Here is a 23071-nt window from a genome sequence, read left to right as displayed (position 1 = left end):
CATGCCCACGATCCGCCTCGAAACCCCTGACCAGCCCGACGTCCGCGCCCTCATCGACGCGCTGGACGCCTATCAGAAGCCGCTGTACCCCTTGTCCAGCTTCCACGGCATCGACATCGCCGCGTTGTGCCGCCCAGAGATGAGCTTCTTTGTGGCCCGCAACAACGCGGGCCTGGCCCTGGGCTGCGCCGGCATTTGGGTGGCCGAGGTGGACGGCGTGGTGAGCGCCGAGATCAAGCGCATGTTCGTCGCCCCCGAAGCCCGCGGCACCGGCCTGGGCCAGCGCCTGCTGGCCCGCCTGACGGCCATGGCGCGCGAGCGCGGTGCGCAGCGCCTGCTGCTGGAGACCGGCAACCGCCAGCCCGAGGCGCAGCGCCTGTACGAGCGCGCCGGCTTTGCGCTGTGCGGCCCCTTCGGCAGCTACGCGCCCGACCCTTACAGCCTCTTCATGGTCAAGCCCCTGTGAAAGACAGCCTGCGCCAACAGTTCGAGCGCCTGGCCCTGCGCCTGGCCGAGTTGGACGCCGCCCTGCAAGACCCGGCCACGCACCGCGACATCGCCCGCCTGCGCAAGCTCGGCAGCGAGCAGAGCGAGGTGGCCGGCGTGGTGGCGCAGTGGCGCCGCTACCAGCAGCGCGAGCAAGAACTGGCCGACAGCCGCACCCTGCTGGACGACCCCAGCATGGACGCGGATGTGGCGGAGCTCGCCCGCGACGACGTGGCCGCGGCCGAGGCCGAACTGGCCGCGCTGGACCAGTCCCTGCAGCTGGCCCTGCTGCCCAAGGACCCCGACGACGCGCGCAACGCCTTCTTGGAAATCCGCGCCGGCACCGGCGGCGAAGAGTCGGCGCTGTTCGCCGCCGACCTCGCCCGCATGTACCTGCGCTTTTGCGACGCCCGCGGCTGGCGCACCGAGGTCGTCAGCGAGAACGCCTCCGACCTGGGCGGCTACAAGGAGCTGGTGGTTCGCGTGGAGGGCGACGGCGCGTACGGCCAGCTCAAGTTCGAAAGCGGCGGCCACCGCGTGCAGCGCGTGCCCGCCACCGAGGCGCAGGGGCGCATCCACACCAGCGCCTGCACCGTGGCCGTGCTGCCCGAGGGCGACGAGAACCCCGAGGTGGCGCTGAACCCGGCCGAGCTGCGCATCGACACCTTCCGCGCCAGCGGCGCGGGTGGCCAGCACGTGAACAAGACCGACTCGGCCATCCGCATCACCCACCTGCCCACGGGCATCGTGGCCGAGTGCCAGGACGACCGCAGCCAGCACCGCAACAAGGCCAAGGCCCTGGCCGTGCTGCTGGCCCGCTTGCGCGACCGCGAGCGCATCGCCCGCGAGGCCCAAGAAGCCGCCACCCGCAAGAGCCTGGTGGGCAGCGGCGACCGCAGCGACCGCATCCGCACCTACAACTTCCCCCAAGGCCGGCTGACCGACCACCGCATCAACCTCACGCTCTACAAGCTGGGCCAGGTGATGGAGGGCGACCTGGGCGACGTGCTTGCCGCCCTCACCCAGGCCCAGGCCGCCGACCAATTGGCCGCCTTGGAGCAAGGGCGATGACGGTGGCCGAGGCCCTGGCCTGGGCCCGCCAGCAGGGCCTGGACCGGCTGGAGGCGCAGACCCTGCTGGCGCACGCCCTGGGCCAGACGCGCACGTGGCTGCTGACCCACGACGACGCCCCCCTCCCCGAAGGCTGCTTGGCGCTGCTGCAACGGCGCCTGGACGGCGTACCTGTGGCCTACCTGACCGGCACCCAAGAGTTCCACGGGCTGAGCCTTCGGGTCACGCCCGACACCCTGGTCCCCCGCCCCGACACGGAAACCCTCGTCGATTGGGCGCTGGACCTGCTGCCCCCAGGCACGTCCGCCCAGGTGCTGGACCTGGGCACCGGCAGCGGCGCCATCGCCCTGGCGCTGGCCCACCGCCGGCCCGCGGCCCAGGTGCACGCCGTGGACGCCAGCGCCGGGGCCTTGGCCACCGCCCAAGCCAACGGGGCGCGCCTGGGCCTCTCGGTCAGCTGGCACCTCGGGTCCTGGTTCGCGCCGCTGGCCGGCCTGGACTTCGACCTCATCGCCAGCAACCCGCCCTACATCCGAGACGACGACCCCCACCTGCCCGCCCTGCGCCACGAGCCCCGCACGGCGCTGGCGGCCGGTCCGGACGGCTTGGCCGACCTGCGCGCCATCGTCGGCGGCGCCCCGGCCCACCTTCGGCGGGGCGGCTGGTTGCTGCTGGAGCACGGTTGGGACCAGGCCGATGCCGTGGCGGCCCTCTTGAAGGCGGCCGGCTTCCAGGACCTGCAGCACCGTTGCGACCTGGCCGGGCACCGCCGCTGTACCGGTGGCTGTTGGCGTTTGTAAACACCGGGCTTATTCCTCACCCGGTCGGCGCGGCGCGGCTTAGCATCAAGCCCCAACCCGCCCTGGAGACCGCCATGCCCCGCTGCATCCAACGTCCCCTGCTGATCGCCCTGGCCGCCATGTGCTGGGGCGCGCACGCCGAGTCCGGCCTGCGGGTGAACCCCGAGCAAACCGGCCCCTTCAAGGCCCGCGTCCAACTGGTGGCCAGCGAAGGCCTGCAAGGCTCGCGCCTGCTGGGCGCCCAACTGCTGGGCGACTTCTACGTGGCCGGCACTGGCAGCGGCCTGCGCTTGAGCGGCGGGCTGCTGCTCGGCCCCAGCTCCTTGGTCGGCACCGGCCTGGCACCGGCCGGCCCGCAAACCCTAGGCTTCAGCCAGCGCACCCTCAACGCCTGGGCCGACGAACCACAGCTGCAGCAGCCCTACCTGGGCCTGGGCTACAGCCAGCACAGCCTCAAGGGCGGTTGGGGCTTCAGCGCTGACCTGGGCTTGGCGGTTTCGGGCGGCAGCGGCCTGCGCCTGAGCAGCACCGGGGTCTTCGCCCAAAGCCTGGACGACAGCCTTCGCCGCCTGCAGTGGACGCCCGTCCTGCAAGTGGGGGTGAGCTACCGCTTCTGACGCCATCCCGGCGCAGGCCGGGATAATCGCGGCCTTGTTTCCAGCGAGGTTGAGATGAGTGACGTTCAGCAGCGCATCGACGAGATGGTCAAAGGCCACCGCGTCATGCTGTTCATGAAGGGCAGCGCCCAGTTCCCGATGTGTGGCTTTTCCGGCCGCGCCGTCCAGATCCTGAAGGCCTGCGGCGTCAACGACCTGCACACCTTCAACGTGCTGGAGGACCCGGATGTGCGCCAGGGCATCAAGGACTACGCCCAGTGGCCCACCATTCCCCAGCTGTACGTGGGCGGTGAGTTCGTCGGTGGCTCGGACATCATGATGGAGATGTACGAGTCCGGCGAGTTGCAGCAGTTGCTGGCCAAAGCTTGACGCCCCAACGCCTGGTCGTCGGCATCACCGGGGCCACGGGCGCGGCCTATGGCCTGGGGCTGTTGCGCCGCGCGCGCGCGCTGGGGGTCGAAACCCACCTCGTCGTCACGCCCGCGGGCGTGCTCAACGCCCACCACGAACTGGGTTTGAGCCGCGACGCCTTGGCCGCCGAGGCCGATCACACCCATGCGCCAGGCGACGTGGGGGCCTGCATCGCGAGCGGCAGTTTTGCCACTGCGGCGATGGTGGTGGCCCCTTGTTCGATGAAGACGCTCGCCGCCGTGGCCCATGGGATGGGCGACAACCTGCTCACCCGTGCGGCCGACGTGACCTTGAAAGAACGCCGGCGCCTGGTGCTGATGGTGCGCGAGACGCCCTTCAACCTGGCGCACTTGCGCAACATGACCGCGGTGACCGAAATGGGCGGGATCGTGTTCCCGCCCCTGCCGGCGTTCTACCTGAAGCCCACCAGCATCCAGGCCTTGATCGACGAGTCGGTCGAGCGGGTCCTGCAACTGAGCGGCATTCAGGGCGCCTCGCCCCAAGCCTGGGGCGGCCTGAGGAACTGAACGGCCCGGCTCGGTGAGCCTGTCAGGACTCGCCGGGCATCAACCACTGCCGCCGCGCACCGAACACCAAGTTCGGGTACTCGGCCCGCCCGCGGCTGCCGTTGTAGCGCCCCAGGGCCATGAACAGGTTGCCCTTCTCCAGGTCGAGGTAGTGGCGCAAGATCACGCAGCCGAAGCGCAGGTTCGTCTGCAGGTGGAACAACTTGGGCACGTGGCCGTCGCCGATCAAGCGGGCCCAAAACGGCATCACCTGCATGTACCCGCGGGCGCCCACGCTGCTGATGGCGTACTTGCGAAAGCCACTCTCCACCTGGATCAAGCCCAGCACCAGCGCCGGCTCCAGGCCGGCCCGCTTGGTCTCGTACCAAAGCGTCTCCAAGAACTCCAACCGGGTTTGCTGTTCGGGCTTGCGGCGCTTGAGCCGGTCACCCATCTCACCCAGCCAGCGCAAGTAGGTCACGCGGTCTTCGAATCGCTCGATGCGCACCTTGGGCGGGGCCGTTTGCGCGATGGCGGCGCTGAGGGCCGAACGCACGGCATCGGCCAGGGGCTCTTCCAACTGACCGCCTGCACGTGCCGCCCCCGGCAGGGCCAGTCCGGCCAGCGGCAGCCAACAATCGCGCCGCCTCATGCGGGCCTCCCTCGGCCCACCCAGGCCTCCAAAGGCCCACGACGGCCGGTGGCCGCCAACCCGGCGCTGGCCAACGCCAAGGCCAGCCAGAGCGCCACGGCCGCCAGGGCCAAGGCGGCCACCGACGGGCGCCATGCCAGGCCCGGGCCGACGAGCAACAGCACGGTGCCAGCCGATGCGGCAACGTACATCGACAGGGTGTTTCGACCCGCCAGCACCAGCCAGCGCGGCCAGCGCGCACGCAAGAGCAACCAAGGCACCCAAGTGGCCACGGTCAAGGGCCCGAGCCAGCCCATCCAAATCAACAGCCCGGGCGCGTCGCGGGGTGCGTGCTGCAACGCCACGACCGTGGCAGCGGCGTACGCCAGGTTGGCCAGCAAGGTCCAGGGCGCCCAGCGCGCCCAACGGACCCAATGCGCCCGCCAGCGCCGGTGGTGCAACCAGCGCATGCGCCCCGCCCACACCCCCAGGTACACCAGCGCAAGCGCCACGGGTCCCAAGCCCAGCAAGCCCCAAGGCAAGTCGGCCCAAAAGGACGTGGCATTGAGCCACCACCAGTCGGTCCAGGCGGTGGTGTTCACCAAGCGCGGTCCCAGCTCGTCCCCACCGCCCCCGAACGCCAGCGTGGCCCACCCCAGCAGAAGGAGGAGCACCCCGCTCAAGCCGCCCCATACCCAAACCGCTCGGCGCAATCGCCGCGCGGGCCAACGCAGCGAGCGCCCAGCCCACACACCGACCAGGGCGTACTGGTGCACGATGTCGCCCAGGTACACGAAGCTGCCGTGCAGCAGCCCCACCGGCAGCAAGCGGCGCACGCGCTGGCGCGCGTCGCGCGACCAACTCAGGCTGTAGCCGAACAAAAACATGAGCAAGGCGATGCCCTTGCCCTGCAGCAAGGTCGCCACCAGCAGCAAGGCGGCCAAGTCCACGGGCTGGGCGTCGCTCAGCGCCGGGAAGAAGCCGCCCCCGGGCATTTCGGCGTAGGTCATCGCGTTCACCACCACGACCGGCAGCAGTGCCAAGGCGCGCAGCGCGTCGACCGACGCGACCCGCGCTCGCGGCATGGCGCTCACCCTTGCAGTCGCGCCTTCACCTGGGCCACGAGCTCACCCACCGGCACGGCCGTGGCTGCCGCATCGCGGCGGCCTTGGACTTCGGCGACGCCGTCTTTCAAGCCGCGGTCTCCCAGCACCACGCGCACCGGCACCCCGACCAATTCCCAGTCGGCAAACATGGCCCCCGGCCGCTCGCCGCGGTCGTCCAGCAGCACGTCCACCCCGGCTGCCTGCAGCGCGGCATACAACTGCTGAGCAGCGTCACGCACCGCCTCGCTGCGGTCCATGCCGATGGGGCAAATCACCGCCTCGAACGGGGCCATGCTCACCGGCCAAACGATGCCTCGCTCGTCGTGGCCTTGCTCGATCGCGGCCCCCAGCAGGCGCGTCACCCCGATGCCGTAGCAGCCCATTTCGAAGGGGCGGGGCTTGCCATCCTCGGCCAGGAAGGTCGCGTTCATGGCTTCGGAGTATTTCTTGCCCAGGTAGAAAACGTGGCCCACCTCGATGCCGCGTTGGATCGCGAGCACCCCTTGCCCGTCGGGCGAGCGCTCCCCGGCCACCACGTTGCGGATGTCCGCCACCAAGTCGGGCTCGGGCAGGTCGCGGCCCCAGTTCGCACCGGTGTAATGGTGGTCGACTTGGTTGGCCCCGCAGACGAAGTCGCTCATCGCGGCCACCGTTCGATCGGCCACCACCTTCACGCCCTGGAGGCCGATGGGACCGAGGTAGCCCGGCTTGCACCCAAAGTGCGCCTCGATCTCGCCCGTGCTTGCAAAGCGGAAGCCTTCTTTCAGCCCTTCGACCTTGCCGGCCTTGACCTCGTTCAAGTCGTGGTCGCCGCGCACCAGCAGCAGCCACACTTGGGACGCCACGACGTTGCCCTGCTCATCCCGCGTGTCGGTGGCCAGCACCAAGCTTTTCACGGTTTGCGTGAGCGGCAGGCCCAGCAAGGCCGCCACATCGGCGCAGGTGCTCTTGCCCGGGGTCGGCGTCAATGCCAGCGCCTGGGTCGCCGCTTGGCGCCCAGCCTCCGGCGCCAGCGCCTCCGCCAGTTCGATGTTGGCCGCGTAACTGCTGGTGGGGCAGTAGACGATGGCGTCTTCCCCGGTGTCCGCGATCACCTGGAACTCGTGCGAGCGATCGCCCCCGATGGCCCCCGTGTCGGCGGCCACCGCGCGGTACTCCAAGCCCAAGCGATCGAAGATGCGGCAGTAGGCCGCGAACATCGCGTCGTAGCTCTTGCCGGCCGCCTCGGCATCGCGGTCGAAGGAATACGCATCCTTCATGGTGAACTCGCGGCCACGCATCAGGCCAAAGCGAGGACGGCGTTCGTCGCGGAACTTGGTCTGGATGTGGAACAGGTTCTTGGGCAGTTGCTTGTAGCTTCGCAACTCCTGGCGTGCGATGTCGGTGATGACCTCTTCGCTGGTCGGCTGAATGACGAAGTCGCGACCGTGGCGGTCTTTCACGCGCAGCAGCTCCGGGCCCATCTTGTCGAACCGACCGGTCTCTTGCCAAAGCTCAGCGGGCTGAACGACCGGCATCAAGAGCTCGACCGCCCCAGCGCGCACCATCTCTTCACGAATGATGGCCTCGACCTTGCGGATGACCCGCAGGCCCATGGGCATGTAGTTGTAAATGCCCGCCCCCAGGCGCTTGATCATGCCGGCCCGCATCATCAGCTTGTGGCTGACGATTTCGGCGTCGGCAGGGGCTTCTTTGAGGGTGGAGATGAGGAACTGCGAGGCTTTCATGGCGGGGACGGCATGCAGAAGGAAAAACGGGCCTGCCGCGCAACACAGCAAGCCCGCGTCAGAACCAGGGTTTCACTGCCCCAAGCCAGGCACCTTGGCGGTGCACAATCGAGGCAGTTCATTATTCGAGGTTGATTATGCTCGACCGAGAAGGCTTCAGGCCTAACGTCGGCATCATCCTGCTCAACCACAAAAGCCAGGTGTTCTGGGGCAAACGCATCCGGACGCACTCTTGGCAGTTTCCGCAAGGCGGCATCAAGTACGGCGAAACGCCTGAGCAGGCGATGTACCGCGAGCTCCACGAGGAAGTGGGCTTGCGCCACGAGCACGTGCGCATCATTGCGCGCACCCGCGACTGGCTGCGCTATGAGGTGCCCGACCACTACATCCGGCGCGAAGCCCGGGGCCACTACAAGGGCCAGAAGCAGATCTGGTTCCTGTTGCAGTTGGAGGGCCGCGACAGCGACCTGAACCTGCGCGCGACCGACCATCCGGAGTTCGATGCCTGGCGCTGGAACGACTACTGGGTGCCCTTGGACGCGGTGATCGAGTTCAAGCGTGGGGTCTACCAACTCGCTCTGACGGAGTTGGCACGCTTCCTGCCGCGCACCGGGCATGCCCACCAAAACCGCTACCTGCGGGGCGGCGCCCGGCCCGCGCCGCCACGGTCGCCCTTCGGCGCGGTGGCGCAGTCCGCCCATGCGCAAGACGTCGCGGCACAAGAGCCGCCCGATCCCTCGTCGACTACGGACTGACGCCGCTGAGCACCATGTTGTCGCGGTGGATCAACTCCGCCTCGGCCACGTAACCGAGCAATCCTTCGATGTCGACCGAAGTCCGGCCGGCCATCAGGCGCGCCTCGGCGCTGGCGTAGTTGCTCAGGCCGCGGGCCCATTCGTGCCCTGAGGCATCCACCACCGCAATGACGTCCCCGCGATGGAAATCGCCTTGGACCTCGCGCACGCCGACGGGCAGCAAGCTTTTGCCCTGCTCGCACAGCGCACGTCGCGCGCCGTCGTCGACCGTCACGCGTCCGGCCAATTGCAAGTGATCGGCCATCCATTGCTTGCGCGCGGCCCACTTGGCGCTGGTGGCCCGCAGCGCGCTGCCAATCGCTTCGCCCCGATGCAAGCGCAGGAGCACGTCCGGCTCGCGACCATAGGCAATCACGGTATGGGCGCCGCTGCGCGCGGCGCGCTGGGCCGCCAGCACCTTGGTGAGCATGCCGCCTCGGCCGATCGAAGAGCCCGCGCCGCCGGCCATGTTGGGCAAACTTGGGTCGTCGGCGGCCGCTTGGCGCACCAAGGTGGCCCCAGGGTCTGTCCGGGGATTGGCGCTGTACAGCCCCTGTTGATCGGTCAGGATGACCAGTGCATCTGCATCTAACAGGTTCGTGACCAACGCCCCCAGGGTGTCGTTGTCACCGAACTTGATTTCGTCGTTGACCACCGTGTCGTTCTCGTTGATCACCGGCAACACGCCATGGGCCAGCAAGGTGGTCAAGGTCGAGCGGGCATTGAGGTAACGCTCCCGGTGTGACAAGTCGGCATGCGTCAGCAAGACTTGAGCGCTGGCCAGTCCTTGCGCTCGCAGGTGGGTCTCGTACATCTGGGCCAAGCCCATCTGCCCCACGGCCGCAGCCGCCTGCAAGGCGTGCAATTCACGGGGCCGGGCCGACCAGCCCAGACGCTTCATGCCCTCGGCAATGGCGCCGCTGGACACCACCACCGATTCCACCCCAGCGCGGCGGAGTTCAGCCAGTTGGCGACACCAGTCGCCGATCGCTCGAGCATCCACGCCTCGCCCCTCGTCAGTGACGAGGCTGGATCCCACCTTCACGACGATGCGCTTGGCACCGACCAACAAGCCCGACATCACACCTCATCAAAACGCGGATCGTGTTCCTTCACAGGCGGCGCCTTCTCGGCCTTCACGTGGTCGTAGATGGCGCGCAAGAGGTCTTCGCATCCCTCGCGCGTCAGGCCGGAGATGGTGAAAACCTTGCCTTTCCATTTGAAGCGCTTGATGAAGTCCTTGACCTTCGCCTCGCGCTCCGCGGCGTCGACCATATCCACTTTGTTCAGCACGAGCCAACGCGGCTTGTTGTAGAGCGCTTCGTCGTACTTCTTGAGTTCCGCCACGATGGCCTTCGCCTCGGCCACCGGATCGACGTTCTCGTCCAGTGGCGCAAAGTCCACGAGGTGCAACAGCAAGCGCGAGCGCTGCAAATGGCGCAGGAACTGATGGCCCAATCCCGCGCCTTCAGCGGCCCCCTCGATCAAACCGGGGATGTCGGCCATCACAAAGCTCTTCTCCGGCCCGACGCGGACCACCCCCAGGTTGGGATAGAGGGTGGTGAAGGGGTAATCCGCGATCTTGGGGCGGGCATTGCTCACTGCAGCGATCAGCGTCGACTTGCCCGCATTGGGCTGCCCGAGCAAGCCCACGTCGGCCAACACGCGCATTTCCAACTTGAGCGTTTTGGCTTCGCCCGGCCAACCGGGTGTCTTTTGGCGCGGCGCTCGGTTGGTGCTGGTCTTGAAATGCAGGTTGCCAAAGCCACCGTCTCCGCCCTTGGCGATCAGCACCTTGACGCCAGGCTCCAACAGCTCGGCAATGACCTCGTCGGTCTCCAAGTCCCGAATGATGGTGCCCACCGGCATGCGCAGCACGATATCGTCGGACGCCGCGCCGTTGCAATCAGAGCCACGCCCGGCCTCGCCATTGCGCGCCTCGTGGCGCCGCGCATAGCGGTAGTCGATCAAGGTGTTCAGGTTGACGTCCGCCACGGCGAAGACGCTGCCTCCTTTGCCGCCGTCGCCGCCGTCTGGTCCACCGAATGGAATGAACTTCTCGCGCCGGAAGCTGGCGCAGCCGGAGCCACCGTTGCCGGCGACCACGTCGATCGTCACTTCGTCTACGAATTTCATGCATCCCTCCTCGTGGACCTGAGCGCCCATCCTAGGCGCCAAAAAACAAAGGCCCCGCGATGCGGGGCCTTGCGCGTCGAAACGCCGGGCTTCAGGCCGACGTAACGATCACCGTGTGGCGACCCAGCGGGCCCTTCACGGCAAAGCTGACGTGACCATCAACCAGTGCGAACAGGCTGTGATCCTTGCCCATGCCGACGTTGGTGCCGGGATGGAACTTGGTGCCACGCTGGCGCACGATGATCGAGCCAGCCGTGACGGCTTGACCGCCAAAGGCCTTGACGCCGAGCATCTTCGGCTTCGAATCGCGACCGTTGCGGGTTGAGCCGCCGCCTTTTTTCTGTGCCATTGCTGACTCCTGCGCTTAGCCGTTGACCGCGCTGATGGCCAGCTCGGTGTAGGTTTGACGATGACCTTGGCTCTTCTTGTAATGCTTGCGGCGACGCATTTTGAAAATGCGCACCTTGTCGTGCTTGCCATGGGCCACCACCGTGGCCTTGACCGTCGCACCCGTCACCAAGGGCGTGCCCACCTTGAGCTCGGCGCCGTTGCCAACGGCGAGCACTTGGTCGATCACGATCTCTTGGCCAACGTCCGCAGCAATCTGTTCTACCTTGATCTTTTCGCCAGCAGCAACCTTGTATTGCTTGCCGCCGGTTTTTATGACCGCGTACATGTTTGACCTTTCAAGATACTTGTCGCCCCGCCTGCGCCGAGCGACCACCGATCCTCACGCCTCCGCGCGAAGAGCCCAAGAGTCTAGCACAAACCCTTGGTCAATGCACCAGCCCTGGCCGCGGAGGGAAGGTCGCAAGGGGGCGTTCCTATAATTCCAGTCTTGTTCGCTTCCGATCCTTGACAGTGCAGACCCTTGCCAGCGCTGACGCGCACGCCGTGACCCTCGCAGCCCTCGGCGACGAAATGCTCCAAGTGGATCGGCTGATTGCGCAGCGACTGCAGTCCGACGTCGCCCTGATCAACCAGATCGCCGGCTACATCGTCCACGCGGGGGGCAAACGCATGCGCCCCAAGTTGCTGTTGATGTTCGCCAATGCACTTGGCGACCCCGCCAACCACCGGCACGAGTTGGCGGCCGTCGTGGAGTTCATCCACACAGCGACCTTGCTTCATGACGATGTGGTGGACGAATCCACCTTGCGCCGCGGACAGCAAACGGCCAATGCCATGTTTGGCAACGCGGCCAGTGTGTTGGTGGGCGACTTCTTGTACTCCCGTGCGTTCCAGATGATGGTGTCGTGCAACCGCATGCGCGTGTTGGATGTGCTGGCCGAAGCCACGAACGTCATCGCGGAAGGCGAAGTGCTCCAACTGATGAACGTCCACGACCCGGACACCACGGTGGATCAATACTTGCGCGTGATTCGCTACAAGACCGCCAAATTGTTCGAAGCCAGCGCGCGTCTCGGGGCGCTGCTGTCCGATGCCGATGCGGCGACCGAATCTGCCGCCGCCGCCTACGGACGCGCCATGGGCACGGCCTTCCAATTGGTCGACGACATCCTGGACTACGAGGGCGATGCAGAACTTCTGGGCAAAAACGTGGGCGACGATCTGCGGGAGGGGAAGCCGACGCTGCCCTTGCTGCTGGCCATGAAGATGGCCGCTGCCGAAGACCAACAGATCTTGCGCCAGGCGGTCATTCACGGCGAGGTGGAACGCCTGCCTGAAATCATTCGCATCGTTCAACGGTGTGGCGCCCTGGACGCAACGCGCCAAGCCGCGTTGGCCGAGGCGGACCATGCACGGCAAAGCATCGCCGACCTGCCAGCCAATCAGTGGACAAAAGGTCTGCTAGAATTTGCGGCTCGTTCGGTGGAGCGCTCTTCGTAAAGCGCTTATGAGGCGCGGTCGGTGACCGCCCGCAGACCGAACCATCGGGGTGTAGCTTAGCCTGGTAGAGCGCTACGTTCGGGACGTAGAGGCCGGAGGTTCGAATCCTCTCACCCCGACCAGTTTTTGACGCTGGATCAATCACTTGCCATCGGTATCTGCCACAACGGTTGATCCGGCTCCGCTGGGTTTACAGTGCCGGAATGACGCACTGGACTGTCACCGATGCAAGCTGATGCCCCTGGCAACGACGCGCCCACCAAGCTGACGGGCGCGGCACGCGTTTTGGTCAACGCCGGCAAGCTGAAAGAGCGCGCGGCCGACGACTTGGTCAAGCAAGCGCGCGACAAGAAGATCAGTTTTGTTGCGGCCGCCGTGGGCGCCAATGCCATGTCCGCGGCCGATTTGGCCCACACGCTGTCGCAAGCCTTGTCGGTCCCGCTGATCGACCTGTCGGCCGTGGACCCGCAGCGACTCCCGCGCGACGTCCTCGACAGCAAATTGGCGGTGCAGTACCAAGTGGTCGCACTTGGGCGCCGGGGCAACCGGCTGATCATTGGCGGCGCGGACCCGACCGAGCAGGAGGTGGTGGAACGCATCAAGTTCGCCACCCAATTGCAATCGGATTGGGTGATCGTTGAGCAAGACAAGCTCGCCAAATTCCTCCAAGGTGCGGCCACGTCGGCCACCGAGTCCTTGGAAAGCATGACGTCGGGCGACATCGACTTCGACATCGCCGAAGAAGAAACCGACAAGAAGGACGACGCCCAAGAACTGGCCGAGGTGGAAGACGCGCCCGTGGTGCGCTTCTTGCAGAAGATGCTCGTGGATGCCATCAACCTTCGTGCGTCCGACTTGCACTTCGAGCCCTACGAGTTCCATTACCGTGTGCGGTTTCGCGTCGACGGAGAACTGCGCGAGATCACGCAGCCGCCGATCGCCATCAAAGACAAGCTGTCGTCGCGAATCAAGGTCATTTCGCGGTTGGACATCGCCGAGCGGCGGGTGCCCCAAGACGGGCGCATGAAACTGAAGTTCGGCTCCAAAGCGATTGACTTTCGAGTTTCGACCTTGCCGACCCTGTTTGGCGAAAAGATCGTGATCCGCATCTTGGATCCGTCGTCGGCCAAGTTGGGCATCGATGCCCTGGGGTACGAAAAGATCGAGAAGGATCGCTTGATGCACGCGATCCAACGCCCTTACGGCATGGTCTTGGTGACGGGGCCCACGGGCTCAGGCAAAACGGTGTCCCTGTACACCTGCTTGAACATCTTGAACCAGCCGGGCGTCAACATCTCGACCGTTGAAGACCCCGCAGAAATCAACTTGCCTGGCATCAACCAAGTCAATGTGAACGACAAAGCGGGCCTGAACTTCGCGGCCGCGCTCAAGTCGTTCCTGCGCCAAGATCCGGACATCATCATGGTGGGCGAGATCCGAGATTTGGACACCGCCGACATCGCCATCAAGGCCGCGCAAACGGGTCACTTGGTGCTGTCCACCCTGCACACCAACGACGCGCCCACAACCTTGACCCGGTTGATGAACATGGGCGTCGCCGCTTTCAACATCGCATCGAGTGTGATCCTCATCACCGCACAGCGCTTGACACGACGTCTGTGCGAAAGCTGCAAACAACCCGCGGACTACCCAATCGACGCCCTCCTCCGGGCTGGGTTCAAAGAGGAAGACCTGGACGGCACGTGGCGCCCCTACCGACCGGTGGGTTGTTCGGCGTGCAACAACGGGTACAAGGGCCGCGTGGGCGTTTACCAAGTGATGCCCATCACGGAAGACATGCAACGCATCATCCTGAGCCAGGGAACCGCGGTGGACATCGCGACCCAGGCGCAAAAGGAAGGCGTCCGTGACCTCCGCCAGGCCGGCTTGTCCAAGGTGCGATTGGGGATCACCTCGCTCGAAGAGGTTCTCGCAGCAACGAACGAATAGGGGCACAAGCCCTGTGAAACATTGGAGGTCTGATGGCAACGGCAAGCGCGGCGGCTAAACGCGGCGAGCAGGGACATCTGTTCGAGTGGGAGGGGAAGGACCGCAACGGCAAGATCATGCGAGGCGAGATGCGCGCGGCCACCGAAGCGGTGGTGAGCGTCGCGCTGCGCCGCCAGGGCATCGTGGTCGGCAAGATCAAGAAGCAGCGCAAGGTGGGCGGCAAGCCGATCAAGCAAAAGGACATTGCCGTTTTTACGCGCCAACTGGCCACCATGATGCGGGCCGGCGTGCCCTTGCTTCAGTCTTTCGACATCGTTGCTCGTGGCTCGACCAACCCGCGCCTGACGAAGTTGCTGAACGACATTCGCTTGGACGTTGAGTCGGGCACCAGTCTTTCCACGGCCTTCCGCAAGCACCCGATCTATTTCGACGCGCTGTACTGCAACTTGGTCGAAGCTGGCGAAGCCGCCGGCATCTTGGAGTCGCTCCTGGACCGCTTGGCGATCTACCAAGAAAAGACCGTGGCGCTGAAGAACAAGATCAAGTCGGCCTTGACCTACCCGATCGCCGTGTTGATCGTCGCCTTCGTGGTCGTTGCGGTGATCATGATTTTCGTGATCCCCGCCTTCAAGGAAGTCTTCACGTCGTTCGGCGCCGACCTGCCCGCCCCTACCCTGTTCGTGATGGGGATGTCAGAGTTCTTCGTCGCCTATTGGTACCTGATCTTTGGGTCGATCGGCCTGGGGCTGTACTTCTTCTTTCAGACCTGGAAACGCAGCGAAAAGATGCAGAAGGCCATGGACCGCCTGCTGCTCAAGATCCCGGTGTTTGGCGACCTGCTTTACAAGTCGGCCGTGGCCCGTTGGACGAGAACCTTGTCGACCATGTTCGCCGCGGGCGTTCCCCTGGTGGAGGCCCTGGACTCCGTGGGCGGCGCGTCGGGCAACGCGGTGTTCGCCGAAGCCACCGAGCAAATTCAGCGGGAAGTCTCGACCGGCACGGCCTTGACCGCGGCCATGCAAGGCTCTGGCCTCTTCCCCGTCATGGTCATGCAGATGTCGTCCATCGGGGAAGAGTCCGGTTCGCTCGACCACATGCTGGGCAAAGCGGCCGACTTTTACGAAGACGAGGTGGACGAAGCGGTTGCGGCCCTGTCGAGCTTGATGGAGCCTTTCATCATCGTCATCTTGGGCACCATCATTGGCGGGATCGTCGTGTCCATGTACTTGCCCATCTTCAAGATCGGTCAGGTGGTTTGAGCCATGCCGATGGAGTGGTGGTACTCACCTTGGGCCTTGGGCCTGCTGGGCCTGTGCGTGGGCAGCTTCTTGAACGTGGTGGTGCACCGCCTGCCCAAAATGCTGGTGCGGCAATGGAGCACCGAGGCAGCGGAAATCCTGACCTCCCACGAGGAAGTGGCCGCCACCGGGGCCGTTTCGGCGACGGAGGCCCAAGGCCTGGCCAACCGGGCACAGGCCCTGCTCGACGGCTTGGCCAAGTTGCCGCGCTACAACTTGTGGATACCCCGTTCTGCCTGCCCGGCCTGCGGGCATCAACTGGCCTGGCACGAAAACCTGCCCGTGCTGGGTTGGTTGCGCTTGCGTGGTCGCTGCTCGGCGTGCGCGACGCCGATCAGTGCGCGCTATCCCCTGGTGGAACTGGCGACGGGGTCGCTTTTTGCGGCCATCGCCTGGCACGTCGGTCCCGAGCCCAAAACGCTGCTGTGGTGCGCTTTCGCCGCGGTGCTGCTGGCGGCCTCGTTCGTGGACTGGGAAACCACCCTTCTGCCGGACGTTTTCACGTTGAACCTGATGTGGGCCGGACTCGTGGCCGCTGCGCTGGGGTGGACCCTGCCGCTGAATGACGCCCTGTGGGGCGTGGTGGGTGCCGCCCTGGCGTTGGGCGGCATCTCCAAGGCCTGGAAATGGCTGCGCGGCATGGAGGGCATGGCCATGGGCGACGTCAAGCTTCTCGCGGCGCTGGGCGCGTGGCTGGGATGGCAGATGCTCTTGCCGATCGTGCTGGCGGCCTCGGCCATTGGGGCTGTGGTCGGCATCGGCATGAAGGCAACGGGCGCACTTCGCGAAGGCCGTTACGTGCCCTTCGGGCCCTTCTTGGCGGGGGCCGCGCTGGTCGTCATGTTTGCAGGCAAGGAACGCGTCATGGCCTGGCTGGGCTGGGCTTGAGCGGCGCCGCGTGCGTATCGGGCTGACTGGAGGCATCGGCAGCGGCAAGAGCACCGCTGCCGCGATGCTGCAGTCCCTGGGCTGGCGTTGCGTTGACACGGACGCCATTGCTCGCCGATTGACCCAGCCTGACGGGCCTGCCATGGCGGCCATCGCGAGTCGATTTGGACAGCACCTCATCGCCCCGGATGGCGGACTCGACCGGGTCGCCATGCGAAAGCGGGTCTTTGAGGACCCGCAGGCCAAAGCGCAACTCGAAGGGATCTTGCACCCCCTGATCGTGGAAGTCGCGCTGCGCCAGGCGGCAGACGCCCCGGCCGTGGTTTTCGACGTTCCCTTGCTGACCGAGTCGCACCATTGGCGCGCCCGGGTGGAACGCGTGCTGGTGATCGATTGCGCCGAGGAAGTGCAGGTCAGCCGCGTAGCGCAACGCCCAGGCTGGAGCGCCGAGCAGGCGCGCTCGGTCATCGCCACACAGGCCACACGGACACAACGCCGGCAAGTGGCCGACGCCGTGATCGACAACTCGCAACTGACGATTGCTGAATTGAACGCAAGCTTGCGAGGTCTGAGCCGCCATTGGCGAGGGCCTGTGGAAGAATCCAGCGCTTGATTTCGCCTTCGGTGCGCCCCGTGTTGCTGTACGAGTTTCCTTTCAACGAAAGCGTTCGCACGCTGTTGCGCCTGGAGCACCTGTTCGACCGCCTGGGTCAATTGGTGACCCGTGAATCTGCGATCGATCACCACTTCGCCATCGTCACCTTGTTCGAAGTCCTGGAGGCGAGCGCCCGCTCGGACCTCAAGAGCGAAATGCTCAAGGACTTGGAACGGCACAAGGCGCAGTTCAACAGCTTTCGCGGCAACCCGGCCGTGTCGGAGTCCGCGCTGGACGATGTGGTGGGGCGCCTGGACGCCGCATTCCAAGCCTTGAATGCCCAGAGCGGCAAAGCGGGCGCTGGGTTGGCGAACAACGACATGCTCATGGGCGTCAAGAGCCGTCTTGCCATCCCGGGCGGCACCTGCGAGTTCGACCTGCCGGCCTACCACGCTTGGCAACAGCTGAGTGCGGCGCAGCGCCGCCAAGACCTTCTGCAATGGATGGACAGCGTCGTGCCCATGGCCCAGGCCGTGGCGCTGCTGCTGTCCTTGTTGCGCGAAAGCGGCAGCCCCCACAAGGTGGCCGCCCAGGGCGGGGTGTACCAGCAGTCTTTGAGCGGGGCCAAGCAGCATCAACTGCTGCGCCTACGCATTGCTCATGACTTGGGCTTGGTGCCGGAAATCATCGGGCACCGGTTGATGGTGTCGATCCGCTTGATGCGTCAGGACGCCGATGGCAAATTGCGGCCGGCCACCGAGGACGCCGCCCTGGAACTGAGCCTCTGCGCCTGATGGACGCGAACCCGCGCATCGTGCGCTGCCCGCGCTGTCAGGGCGACGCGATCTTTGCGCCCAGCAACCGCTGGCGCCCGTTTTGCAGCGAGCGCTGCCACACGGGCGACTTCGCCGCTTGGGCCAACGAAGAATTCCGCGTCCCCGTCCAACCCAGCCACGACGATCCGCCCGACGACGCGCCGCCTGCCGTTCACTGAGGCAAAAGCCCCCGTCGAACCAAGGCGACTCGCAGCGACCCGGCATCGGTGAAGAGCTCGGCCTGCCACCCGTGCGCCCGTGCAGCGGCCACGTTGCTGGGGTGGTCGTCGATCAGCAGGCAGTCGCCCACGGCCTCGCCGAAGCGTGCCGTGGCAAGCGCGAACACGGCCGGGTCTGGCTTGCGCAGCTTGACCTCGCTGGAGAACACCCCGTCCTCGAACCAGTCGCTCAGGGGGTAGCGCTCCCGCAAAGCCGCCACAAGGTCTTTGGGCATGTTCGACAAGAAGGACAGACGGTGCCCTTGGGCGCGCAGCGCCAACAGCACCGCCAGCACGTCGGGCTGCGGCTGCAACTCGGCAGCAGCCGCAGTGACCAAGTCCCGCACACGGGCTGCGGGCCAGCCCAAGCGCCGTTCATGGCGCTGGGCCAATTCCTCGGCATCGATCAGGCCTTGATCGAACAGGCCCCAATCGCCGTCGTAGCCTTGAAAGCAATCGGCCACCGCGCGCTCCAAGCGCTGCGGTGATTGCGCCAAATCGGGCCACACCTGCGCGATGACCACCGCCGGCCGCCAGCGAAACAGCACAGCGCCGAAATCGAACACCACGCGCGGGGAGCCCAAGGCCGTCACCCGCCGCGGGCCCAAAGCAAGGCCGCGGCCGTGGAGGCGTCCAGGCCCTCGACGTTTCCGGTGTCCAGTCTGGGAAGCAACTGATTGCACAGCGCCTTGCCGAGTTCAACTCCCCACTGGTCGAAGCTGTTGATGCCCCAAATCGCCCCCGTCACGAAGACCCGCTGCTCGTACAAGGCAATCAAGGCGCCCAAGCTGGCGGGGTCCAAGCGCTCCAACAAGAACAAGGTCGAAGGCCGGTTGCCGGGGAAGCTGCGGTGTCGTGACAGGACCTCGGGCGCCAACGCCGGATTGGCCGTTGGGGCGCGTTCTGCGGCGGCCTCTTCTGCCGTTTTTCCCTGAAGCAGGGCCTGCGCCTGCGCCAAGCAATTGGCCAACAGCTTGCGGTGCTGATCGGCCAAGCGCGCCTTCAACTCGCCCTCCGGCTGAAAGCCGTACGCCGGCTGACGCACGGCGATGAACTCGACCGGCACGACGTCGGTGCCCTGGTGCAGCATCTGGAAGTAGGCGTGCTGGCCGTTGGTGCCGGCCTCGCCCCAAACCACGGGCGAGGTGGCGTACGGCAGTGGCTCTCCATCACGGTCCACCGACTTGCCGTTGCTCTCCATCTCGAGTTGCTGGAGGTAGGCCGGGAACCGGCGAAGCCCTTGGTGATAGGGCGCCACCGAGCGACTGCCAAAGCCGTGGAAGTTGCGGTACCAGACGTCCAGCAGCCCCAACAGCAGGGGCAGGTTCTGCGCAGGCGGCGCCTCTGCGAAGTGGCGATCCATCGCATGGGCGCCTTGCAGGAACGACCGAAAGTGGGCGCTGCCGATCGCGATGGCCAAGGGCAAGCCGATGACCGACCACAGGGAGTAGCGTCCGCCCACCCAGTCCCAAAAGCCAAACACGTGCCGAATGCCAAAGGCCGATGCCGCGGCCCGGTTGCTGCTCGTCGCCGCAAAGTGCGCCGCGATGTCCGTACCTCCGGCTGCCAAGAACCAAGCCTTGGCGGCTTCCGCGTTGGCCAAGGTCTCTTGGGTGGTGAAGGTCTTCGAGGCCACGACGAACAGGGTTCGATCGGCGCGCAGTTGGGGCAACACCGCCGCGAGGTCGTGGCCGTCCACGTTGGACACAAAGTGCAGCCGCAGTCCCGGCAGCGCAAAGGGTGCCAGCGCCTGCACCGCCATGGCCGGCCCCAGGTCGCTGCCGCCGATGCCGATGTGCACCAGGTCGGTCAAGCCGCCCTGCCGGGCTCGCTCTCGGACCGACTCGGCATAGGCCAACATCTCGTCGAGGGCCGCCTGCACCTCGTCGCCGAAGGGCGCCATGCCAGCAGGCGCGCGCAGCGCCGTGTGCAACACGGCGCGGCCTTCGGTGTGGTTGATGGAGTCGCCCCGGAACTGCGCGTCGCGCTGCCCGGTCACATCGCATTCATCGGCCAGCTGCAACAGCAGGCGCAAGGCGGTGTCGTCCCACCGATTCTTGGACAGGTCGACCCGAATACCGGCCGCCTCGACGGTCCAGCGACGCGCCCGCTCGGGGTCTTGGCGAAAGGCATCACGCACGTCTTGGGCCGCCCCCTGGGCGGCAAAGTGCGCTTGCAGGGCCGACCAGGCGCTCGTGCGGTCGCAGCGCCGGCTCATCGCTGCGCCTCGATCAAGGCCTCCAACTTGACCGCGTCAGCGGCGAACAAGCGGATGCCCTCGGCCAACTTTTCCGTGGCCATCGCGTCCTCGTTCAGCGCGTAGCGGAATGCCGCTTCGTTGAATTGCACGCGAGGGCTGTCGATGCCGGCGGCCGACAAAGCGCGCGGAAGCGGGGCCGACAGCGACTGCAACTGGGCCAACAGGTCCGGGCTGATCGTGAGCAGGTCGCAACCGGCCAGGGCCTGAATCTGCCCCACGTTGCGGAAGCTGGCGCCCATCACTTCGGTCTGCAAGCCATGCTGCTTGAAGTGGCGATAGATGCGAGCCACCGACTTCACGCCGGGGTCGTTGGCACCGGCGTTGTCCGCCTCCACCCAAGCGGCGCCCGCGGACTTCTTGAACCAGTCGTAGATGCGGCCAACGAACGGCGAAATCAGCGTGATGCCCGACTCGCCACAGGCCACTGCCTGACAAAACGCGAACAGCAAGGTGAGGTTGCAGTGAATGCCCTCTCGCTCCAACTCGGCCGCGGCTTGGATGCCTTCCCAAGTGGCGGCAATCTTGATCAAGACGCGATCGCGACCGACACCGGCGGCCTCGTACAGGGCCATGAGCCGGCGGGCGCGGGCCAAGGTGGCGTCGCGGTCGAAACTCAAGCGGGCGTCCACCTCGGTCGACACGCGGCCCGGGACGAACTTCAGGATCTCCAAGCCAAAGCGCACCAGCACCCGGTCGACCACTTCGTCCATGGACAGGCCGGGGTAGGCACGAACCACCTCGCCCAACAAGGGCGCGTACTCGGGTTGCTGCACCGCTTTCAGGATGAGCGAGGGATTGGTCGTGGCGTCCCTGGGTGCGAACTGCGCGAGTTGCAGGAAGTTGCCGGTGTCGGCGACCACCGTAGTGTGCTGCTTGAGTTGTTCGAGTTGGTTCATGGGGATTGGAAGCGGTGAGGGAGAACGACAACGGCCGCGACGGCAGGCCCGCGATTGTCGGGGCCTGCCACCCCCATGGGTTTCATGGCGACACGGGCACCTCCGCTCACGCCCTTGGGACACCGCCACCCGCAGTCCGTAACCGCAGGTAACGGGTTGACCCGCATAGGGAATCTCCTTCCGTCTTCTTGGGGGTGCTCCCCATCCTTTTTTGGATGCGTTTTCTTACAGTCCTTCGAAGCGCAGGCCCTCCGTTCACCACCCCGTCGGCAGCGATGCGCTTGTCCACCCCAGGGCGCCACCCGCCCTCCTTTCACTCCCCCAGGAAGTAGATCCATGAAGAGCTTGATTCAGGCGTCCACCCTCACGACGCTCATGTCGGTGGCAGGCGTGTTGGCCATGTCCGCCCCGGCGATTGCGGCCCCCGCTGAAACCGTTCGCGTCATCGTGTCGATGAAGGCTGGCGGCAAGGCCTCCGTGAAGCAGGCGGTGGCCGCCGCCAAAGGCCAGATCAAGCACGAGATCTTCGGCATGGATGCGATGGCCATCGAGGTGCCCGTGCAGGCCCTGAAGGGGCTGGAAAACAACCCCCACGTCGAGTACGTGGAAGAGGACACCAAGCGCTACCCCTTTGCGGCGACCTCGCCGTCCACCGGCACCCCCTATGCCCTGGGACAGCAGGTGCCCTACGGCATCAAGCAAGTTCAAGCCGATCTGCTGAGCGATGACCTGGCTGGCAACCGCAAGATTTGCATCATCGACTCGGGCTACGACCGCGCCCACGAGGACCTCGACAGCTCGGTCAACGTGACGGGCGAGTACGACAGCGGAACGGGTTGGTGGTACACCGACGAAAACCACCATGGCACCCACGTGGCCGGCACCATTGCCGCGGTGAACAACGCAGGCACCGGCGTGGTGGGCGTGAACCCCAACAAGAAGATCAAGCTTCACATCGTGAAGGTGTTCGGGGCGGCAGGTTGGGCGTACTCCTCCAGCCTGACCACGGCGGCGAACAAGTGCAAAGCCGCCGGCGCCAACGTCATCAGCATGTCCTTGGGCGGCGGTCGCGCCAACAAGACCGAGCAGCGTGCCTTTGACTCGCTGTACAGCGGCGGCATCCTGTCCATCGCCGCGGCGGGCAATGACGGCAACACCACCATGAGCTACCCCGCCTCGTACAGCAGCGTGATGTCGGTGGCGGCGGTGGACGAAAACAAGGCCTGGGCCACGTTCTCCCAGTACAACAGCCAGGTCGAAATCGCCGGCCCCGGCGTGGCGGTGCTGTCGACCGTGCCCATGGGCAGCGGCAAGGCCTCCAGCTTGAGCGTGGCCGGCGTCGCGTACACGCCGGGTGACATGGAAGGCTCGCCCAACGCCAGCCGCAGCGGCGCCCTGGCCAACTTTGGATTGGGTGACACGGTGCAGGCCGGCGCCATGACCGGCAAGGTGTGCTTGATCCAACGCGGCACCGTCGATTTCGCCACCAAGGTGAGCAACTGCCAAGCCAGCGGCGGCGTGGGCGCCATCGTCTACAACAACACGGCAGGCGCCTTCGGCGGCACGCTTGGCACCACGGTCACCACCATCCCGTCCGTGACCGCCACCGACACCGATGGCGCCGCCATGCTGACGCAATTGGGCCAAACGGCCACGGTGACCGTTGGCCCTTCGAACTACGCGTACTTCGACGGCACGTCCATGGCCACCCCCCACGTGTCGGCCGTGGCCGCCCTGGTGTGGAGCCGCAACCTGAACTGCACGGCCGCCCAACTGCGGAACTCGCTGAACAAGAGTGCCTTGGACCTCGGGCCGGTCGGTCGCGACACCAAGTTCGGGTTCGGTTTGGTCCAAGCCAAGGCGGCCGACGATCGCATCAAGGCCCTGGGCTGCGGCAACTGAGCCATTCGCGATTGACGAACGCCCCGGCTCGCCGGGGCGTTTTTTTTGACGGCGTCGATTTGACCGAGTTACGAAACCCGTGCATCATTCCGGACGTAACTAAATTACATGTT

25 protein-coding genes and 1 tRNA gene are annotated in these 23071 nt (G+C 65.9%); 16 read left to right on the top strand and 10 right to left on the bottom strand.

Annotation, left to right across the window (positions count from 1 at the left end):
• The first annotated feature begins 1 nt into the window (after position 1).
• The 6 genes from EOD73_RS10165 (at position 2) to EOD73_RS10140 (ending at position 3912) form a co-directional block, all read left to right on the top strand.
• Positions 2 to 466, top strand: coding sequence for a GNAT family N-acetyltransferase (locus EOD73_RS10165; protein ID WP_127682873.1), 465 nt, complete (start codon positions 2 to 4; stop codon positions 464 to 466).
• A complete protein-coding gene (gene prfA, locus EOD73_RS10160) occupies positions 463 to 1557 on the top strand; it encodes a peptide chain release factor 1 (protein ID WP_127682872.1) in 1095 nt (364 codons plus the stop codon). The genes EOD73_RS10165 and prfA overlap by 4 nt, the downstream gene beginning before the upstream one ends.
• Positions 1554 to 2357 (top strand): peptide chain release factor N(5)-glutamine methyltransferase, encoded by an 804-nt coding sequence (gene prmC, locus EOD73_RS10155; protein WP_127682871.1) that lies wholly within the window; start codon positions 1554 to 1556, stop codon positions 2355 to 2357. The genes prfA and prmC overlap by 4 nt, the downstream gene beginning before the upstream one ends.
• A gap of 74 nt (positions 2358 to 2431) precedes the next feature.
• On the top strand, positions 2432 to 2974 hold the full coding sequence (locus EOD73_RS10150; protein WP_127682870.1) for a hypothetical protein: 543 nt from the start codon (positions 2432 to 2434) through the stop codon (positions 2972 to 2974).
• 54 nt (positions 2975 to 3028) lie between these two features.
• A complete protein-coding gene (gene grxD, locus EOD73_RS10145) occupies positions 3029 to 3343 on the top strand; it encodes a Grx4 family monothiol glutaredoxin (RefSeq protein WP_127682869.1) in 315 nt (104 codons plus the stop codon).
• The gene (locus tag EOD73_RS10140) at positions 3340 to 3912 is read left to right on the top strand and encodes a UbiX family flavin prenyltransferase (protein WP_127682868.1); all 573 of its coding nucleotides are present in this window, start codon (positions 3340 to 3342) and stop codon (positions 3910 to 3912) included. The genes grxD and EOD73_RS10140 overlap by 4 nt, the downstream gene beginning before the upstream one ends.
• A gap of 22 nt (positions 3913 to 3934) precedes the next feature.
• On the opposite strand, the gene EOD73_RS10135 is transcribed toward EOD73_RS10140, so the two are convergent.
• Genes EOD73_RS10135 through EOD73_RS10125 form a run of 3 tightly spaced genes read right to left on the bottom strand, consistent with a single transcriptional unit; the run spans position 3935 to position 7355 of the window.
• Positions 3935 to 4543, bottom strand: coding sequence for a lytic transglycosylase domain-containing protein (locus EOD73_RS10135; RefSeq protein ID WP_127682867.1), 609 nt, complete (start codon positions 4541 to 4543; stop codon positions 3935 to 3937).
• Positions 4540 to 5607, bottom strand: coding sequence for a DUF418 domain-containing protein (locus EOD73_RS10130; protein ID WP_127682866.1), 1068 nt, complete (start codon positions 5605 to 5607; stop codon positions 4540 to 4542). The genes EOD73_RS10135 and EOD73_RS10130 overlap by 4 nt, the downstream gene beginning before the upstream one ends.
• Before the next feature lie 5 nt (positions 5608 to 5612).
• Positions 5613 to 7355, bottom strand: a complete 1743-nt coding sequence (locus tag EOD73_RS10125) for a proline--tRNA ligase (RefSeq protein ID WP_127682865.1) — start codon at positions 7353 to 7355, stop codon at positions 5613 to 5615.
• 137 nt (positions 7356 to 7492) lie between these two features.
• On the opposite strand from EOD73_RS10125, the gene EOD73_RS10120 reads away from it, so the two are divergent.
• The gene (locus tag EOD73_RS10120) at positions 7493 to 8110 is read left to right on the top strand and encodes an RNA pyrophosphohydrolase (RefSeq protein WP_127682864.1); all 618 of its coding nucleotides are present in this window, start codon (positions 7493 to 7495) and stop codon (positions 8108 to 8110) included.
• Here EOD73_RS10120 and proB read toward each other — a convergent pair.
• From proB to rplU, 4 genes are all read right to left on the bottom strand, one after another.
• Complete coding sequence (gene proB / locus EOD73_RS10115) at positions 8100 to 9230, bottom strand: glutamate 5-kinase (protein ID WP_127682863.1); 1131 nt, start codon at positions 9228 to 9230, stop codon at positions 8100 to 8102. The two genes, EOD73_RS10120 and proB, sit on opposite strands and share 11 nt — an antisense overlap.
• Complete coding sequence (gene cgtA / locus EOD73_RS10110) at positions 9230 to 10285, bottom strand: Obg family GTPase CgtA (protein ID WP_127682862.1); 1056 nt, start codon at positions 10283 to 10285, stop codon at positions 9230 to 9232. Before cgtA ends, proB begins: the two co-directional genes overlap by 1 nt.
• A 91-nt stretch (positions 10286 to 10376) precedes the next feature.
• Positions 10377 to 10634 (bottom strand): 50S ribosomal protein L27, encoded by a 258-nt coding sequence (rpmA, locus tag EOD73_RS10105; protein ID WP_127682861.1) that lies wholly within the window; start codon positions 10632 to 10634, stop codon positions 10377 to 10379.
• Positions 10635 to 10649: 15 nt separating this feature from the next.
• Positions 10650 to 10961, bottom strand: a complete 312-nt coding sequence (gene rplU, locus EOD73_RS10100) for a 50S ribosomal protein L21 (protein WP_127682860.1) — start codon at positions 10959 to 10961, stop codon at positions 10650 to 10652.
• 245 nt (positions 10962 to 11206) lie between these two features.
• Here rplU and EOD73_RS10095 point away from each other — a divergent pair, with 245 nt between their 5' ends.
• The 8 genes from EOD73_RS10095 to EOD73_RS10060 all read left to right on the top strand — a co-directional run bounded on the left by EOD73_RS10095 (position 11207) and on the right by EOD73_RS10060 (position 17861).
• Positions 11207 to 12136 carry a polyprenyl synthetase family protein gene (locus EOD73_RS10095; RefSeq protein WP_127682997.1) on the top strand — a complete coding sequence of 310 codons (930 nt, stop codon included), beginning with the start codon at positions 11207 to 11209 and terminating at the stop codon, positions 12134 to 12136.
• A gap of 45 nt (positions 12137 to 12181) precedes the next feature.
• Positions 12182 to 12258 (top strand) — tRNA-Pro (locus tag EOD73_RS10090).
• Positions 12259 to 12361: 103 nt separating this feature from the next.
• Positions 12362 to 14086: a type IV-A pilus assembly ATPase PilB gene (pilB, locus tag EOD73_RS10085; RefSeq protein ID WP_127682859.1), complete on the top strand. Its 1725-nt coding sequence runs from the start codon at positions 12362 to 12364 to the stop codon at positions 14084 to 14086.
• 32 nt (positions 14087 to 14118) lie between these two features.
• Positions 14119 to 15345 carry a type II secretion system F family protein gene (locus tag EOD73_RS10080; protein ID WP_127682858.1) on the top strand — a complete coding sequence of 409 codons (1227 nt, stop codon included), beginning with the start codon at positions 14119 to 14121 and terminating at the stop codon, positions 15343 to 15345.
• A 3-nt stretch (positions 15346 to 15348) separates the two neighbouring features.
• Positions 15349 to 16272, top strand: a complete 924-nt coding sequence (locus EOD73_RS10075; RefSeq protein ID WP_127682857.1) for a prepilin peptidase — start codon at positions 15349 to 15351, stop codon at positions 16270 to 16272.
• A gap of 10 nt (positions 16273 to 16282) precedes the next feature.
• Positions 16283 to 16885 carry a dephospho-CoA kinase gene (coaE, locus tag EOD73_RS10070; protein ID WP_127682856.1) on the top strand — a complete coding sequence of 201 codons (603 nt, stop codon included), beginning with the start codon at positions 16283 to 16285 and terminating at the stop codon, positions 16883 to 16885.
• A 20-nt stretch (positions 16886 to 16905) separates the two neighbouring features.
• Positions 16906 to 17661 carry a cell division protein ZapD gene (gene zapD, locus EOD73_RS10065; protein ID WP_127682996.1) on the top strand — a complete coding sequence of 252 codons (756 nt, stop codon included), beginning with the start codon at positions 16906 to 16908 and terminating at the stop codon, positions 17659 to 17661.
• A complete protein-coding gene (locus EOD73_RS10060) occupies positions 17661 to 17861 on the top strand; it encodes a DNA gyrase inhibitor YacG (protein ID WP_127682855.1) in 201 nt (66 codons plus the stop codon). The genes zapD and EOD73_RS10060 overlap by 1 nt, the downstream gene beginning before the upstream one ends.
• Here the strand turns inward: EOD73_RS10060 and EOD73_RS10055 are convergent.
• From EOD73_RS10055 to tal, 3 genes are read right to left on the bottom strand one after another with little or no spacing between them, the layout of a single operon-like run.
• A complete protein-coding gene (locus EOD73_RS10055; protein WP_164846023.1) occupies positions 17855 to 18484 on the bottom strand; it encodes an HAD family hydrolase in 630 nt (209 codons plus the stop codon). The genes EOD73_RS10060 and EOD73_RS10055 overlap by 7 nt on opposite strands.
• 5 nt (positions 18485 to 18489) lie before the next feature.
• Entirely contained in the window at positions 18490 to 20118 is a 1629-nt protein-coding gene (gene pgi / locus EOD73_RS10050) for a glucose-6-phosphate isomerase (protein ID WP_127682853.1), read from the bottom strand.
• Positions 20115 to 21056, bottom strand: a complete 942-nt coding sequence (gene tal / locus EOD73_RS10045) for a transaldolase (protein WP_127682852.1) — start codon at positions 21054 to 21056, stop codon at positions 20115 to 20117. Before tal ends, pgi begins: the two co-directional genes overlap by 4 nt.
• 336 nt (positions 21057 to 21392) lie before the next feature.
• On the opposite strand from tal, the gene EOD73_RS10040 reads away from it, so the two are divergent.
• Positions 21393 to 22958, top strand: a complete 1566-nt coding sequence (locus tag EOD73_RS10040; protein ID WP_127682851.1) for a S8 family serine peptidase — start codon at positions 21393 to 21395, stop codon at positions 22956 to 22958.
• The last annotated feature ends 113 nt before the right edge of the window (positions 22959 to 23071 follow it).

The sequence above is a fragment of the Inhella crocodyli genome, from assembly GCF_004004565.1.
Lineage (GTDB): Bacteria > Pseudomonadota > Gammaproteobacteria > Burkholderiales > Burkholderiaceae_C > Inhella > Inhella crocodyli.
This window is presented reverse-complemented; position numbering and strand designations above follow the sequence as displayed.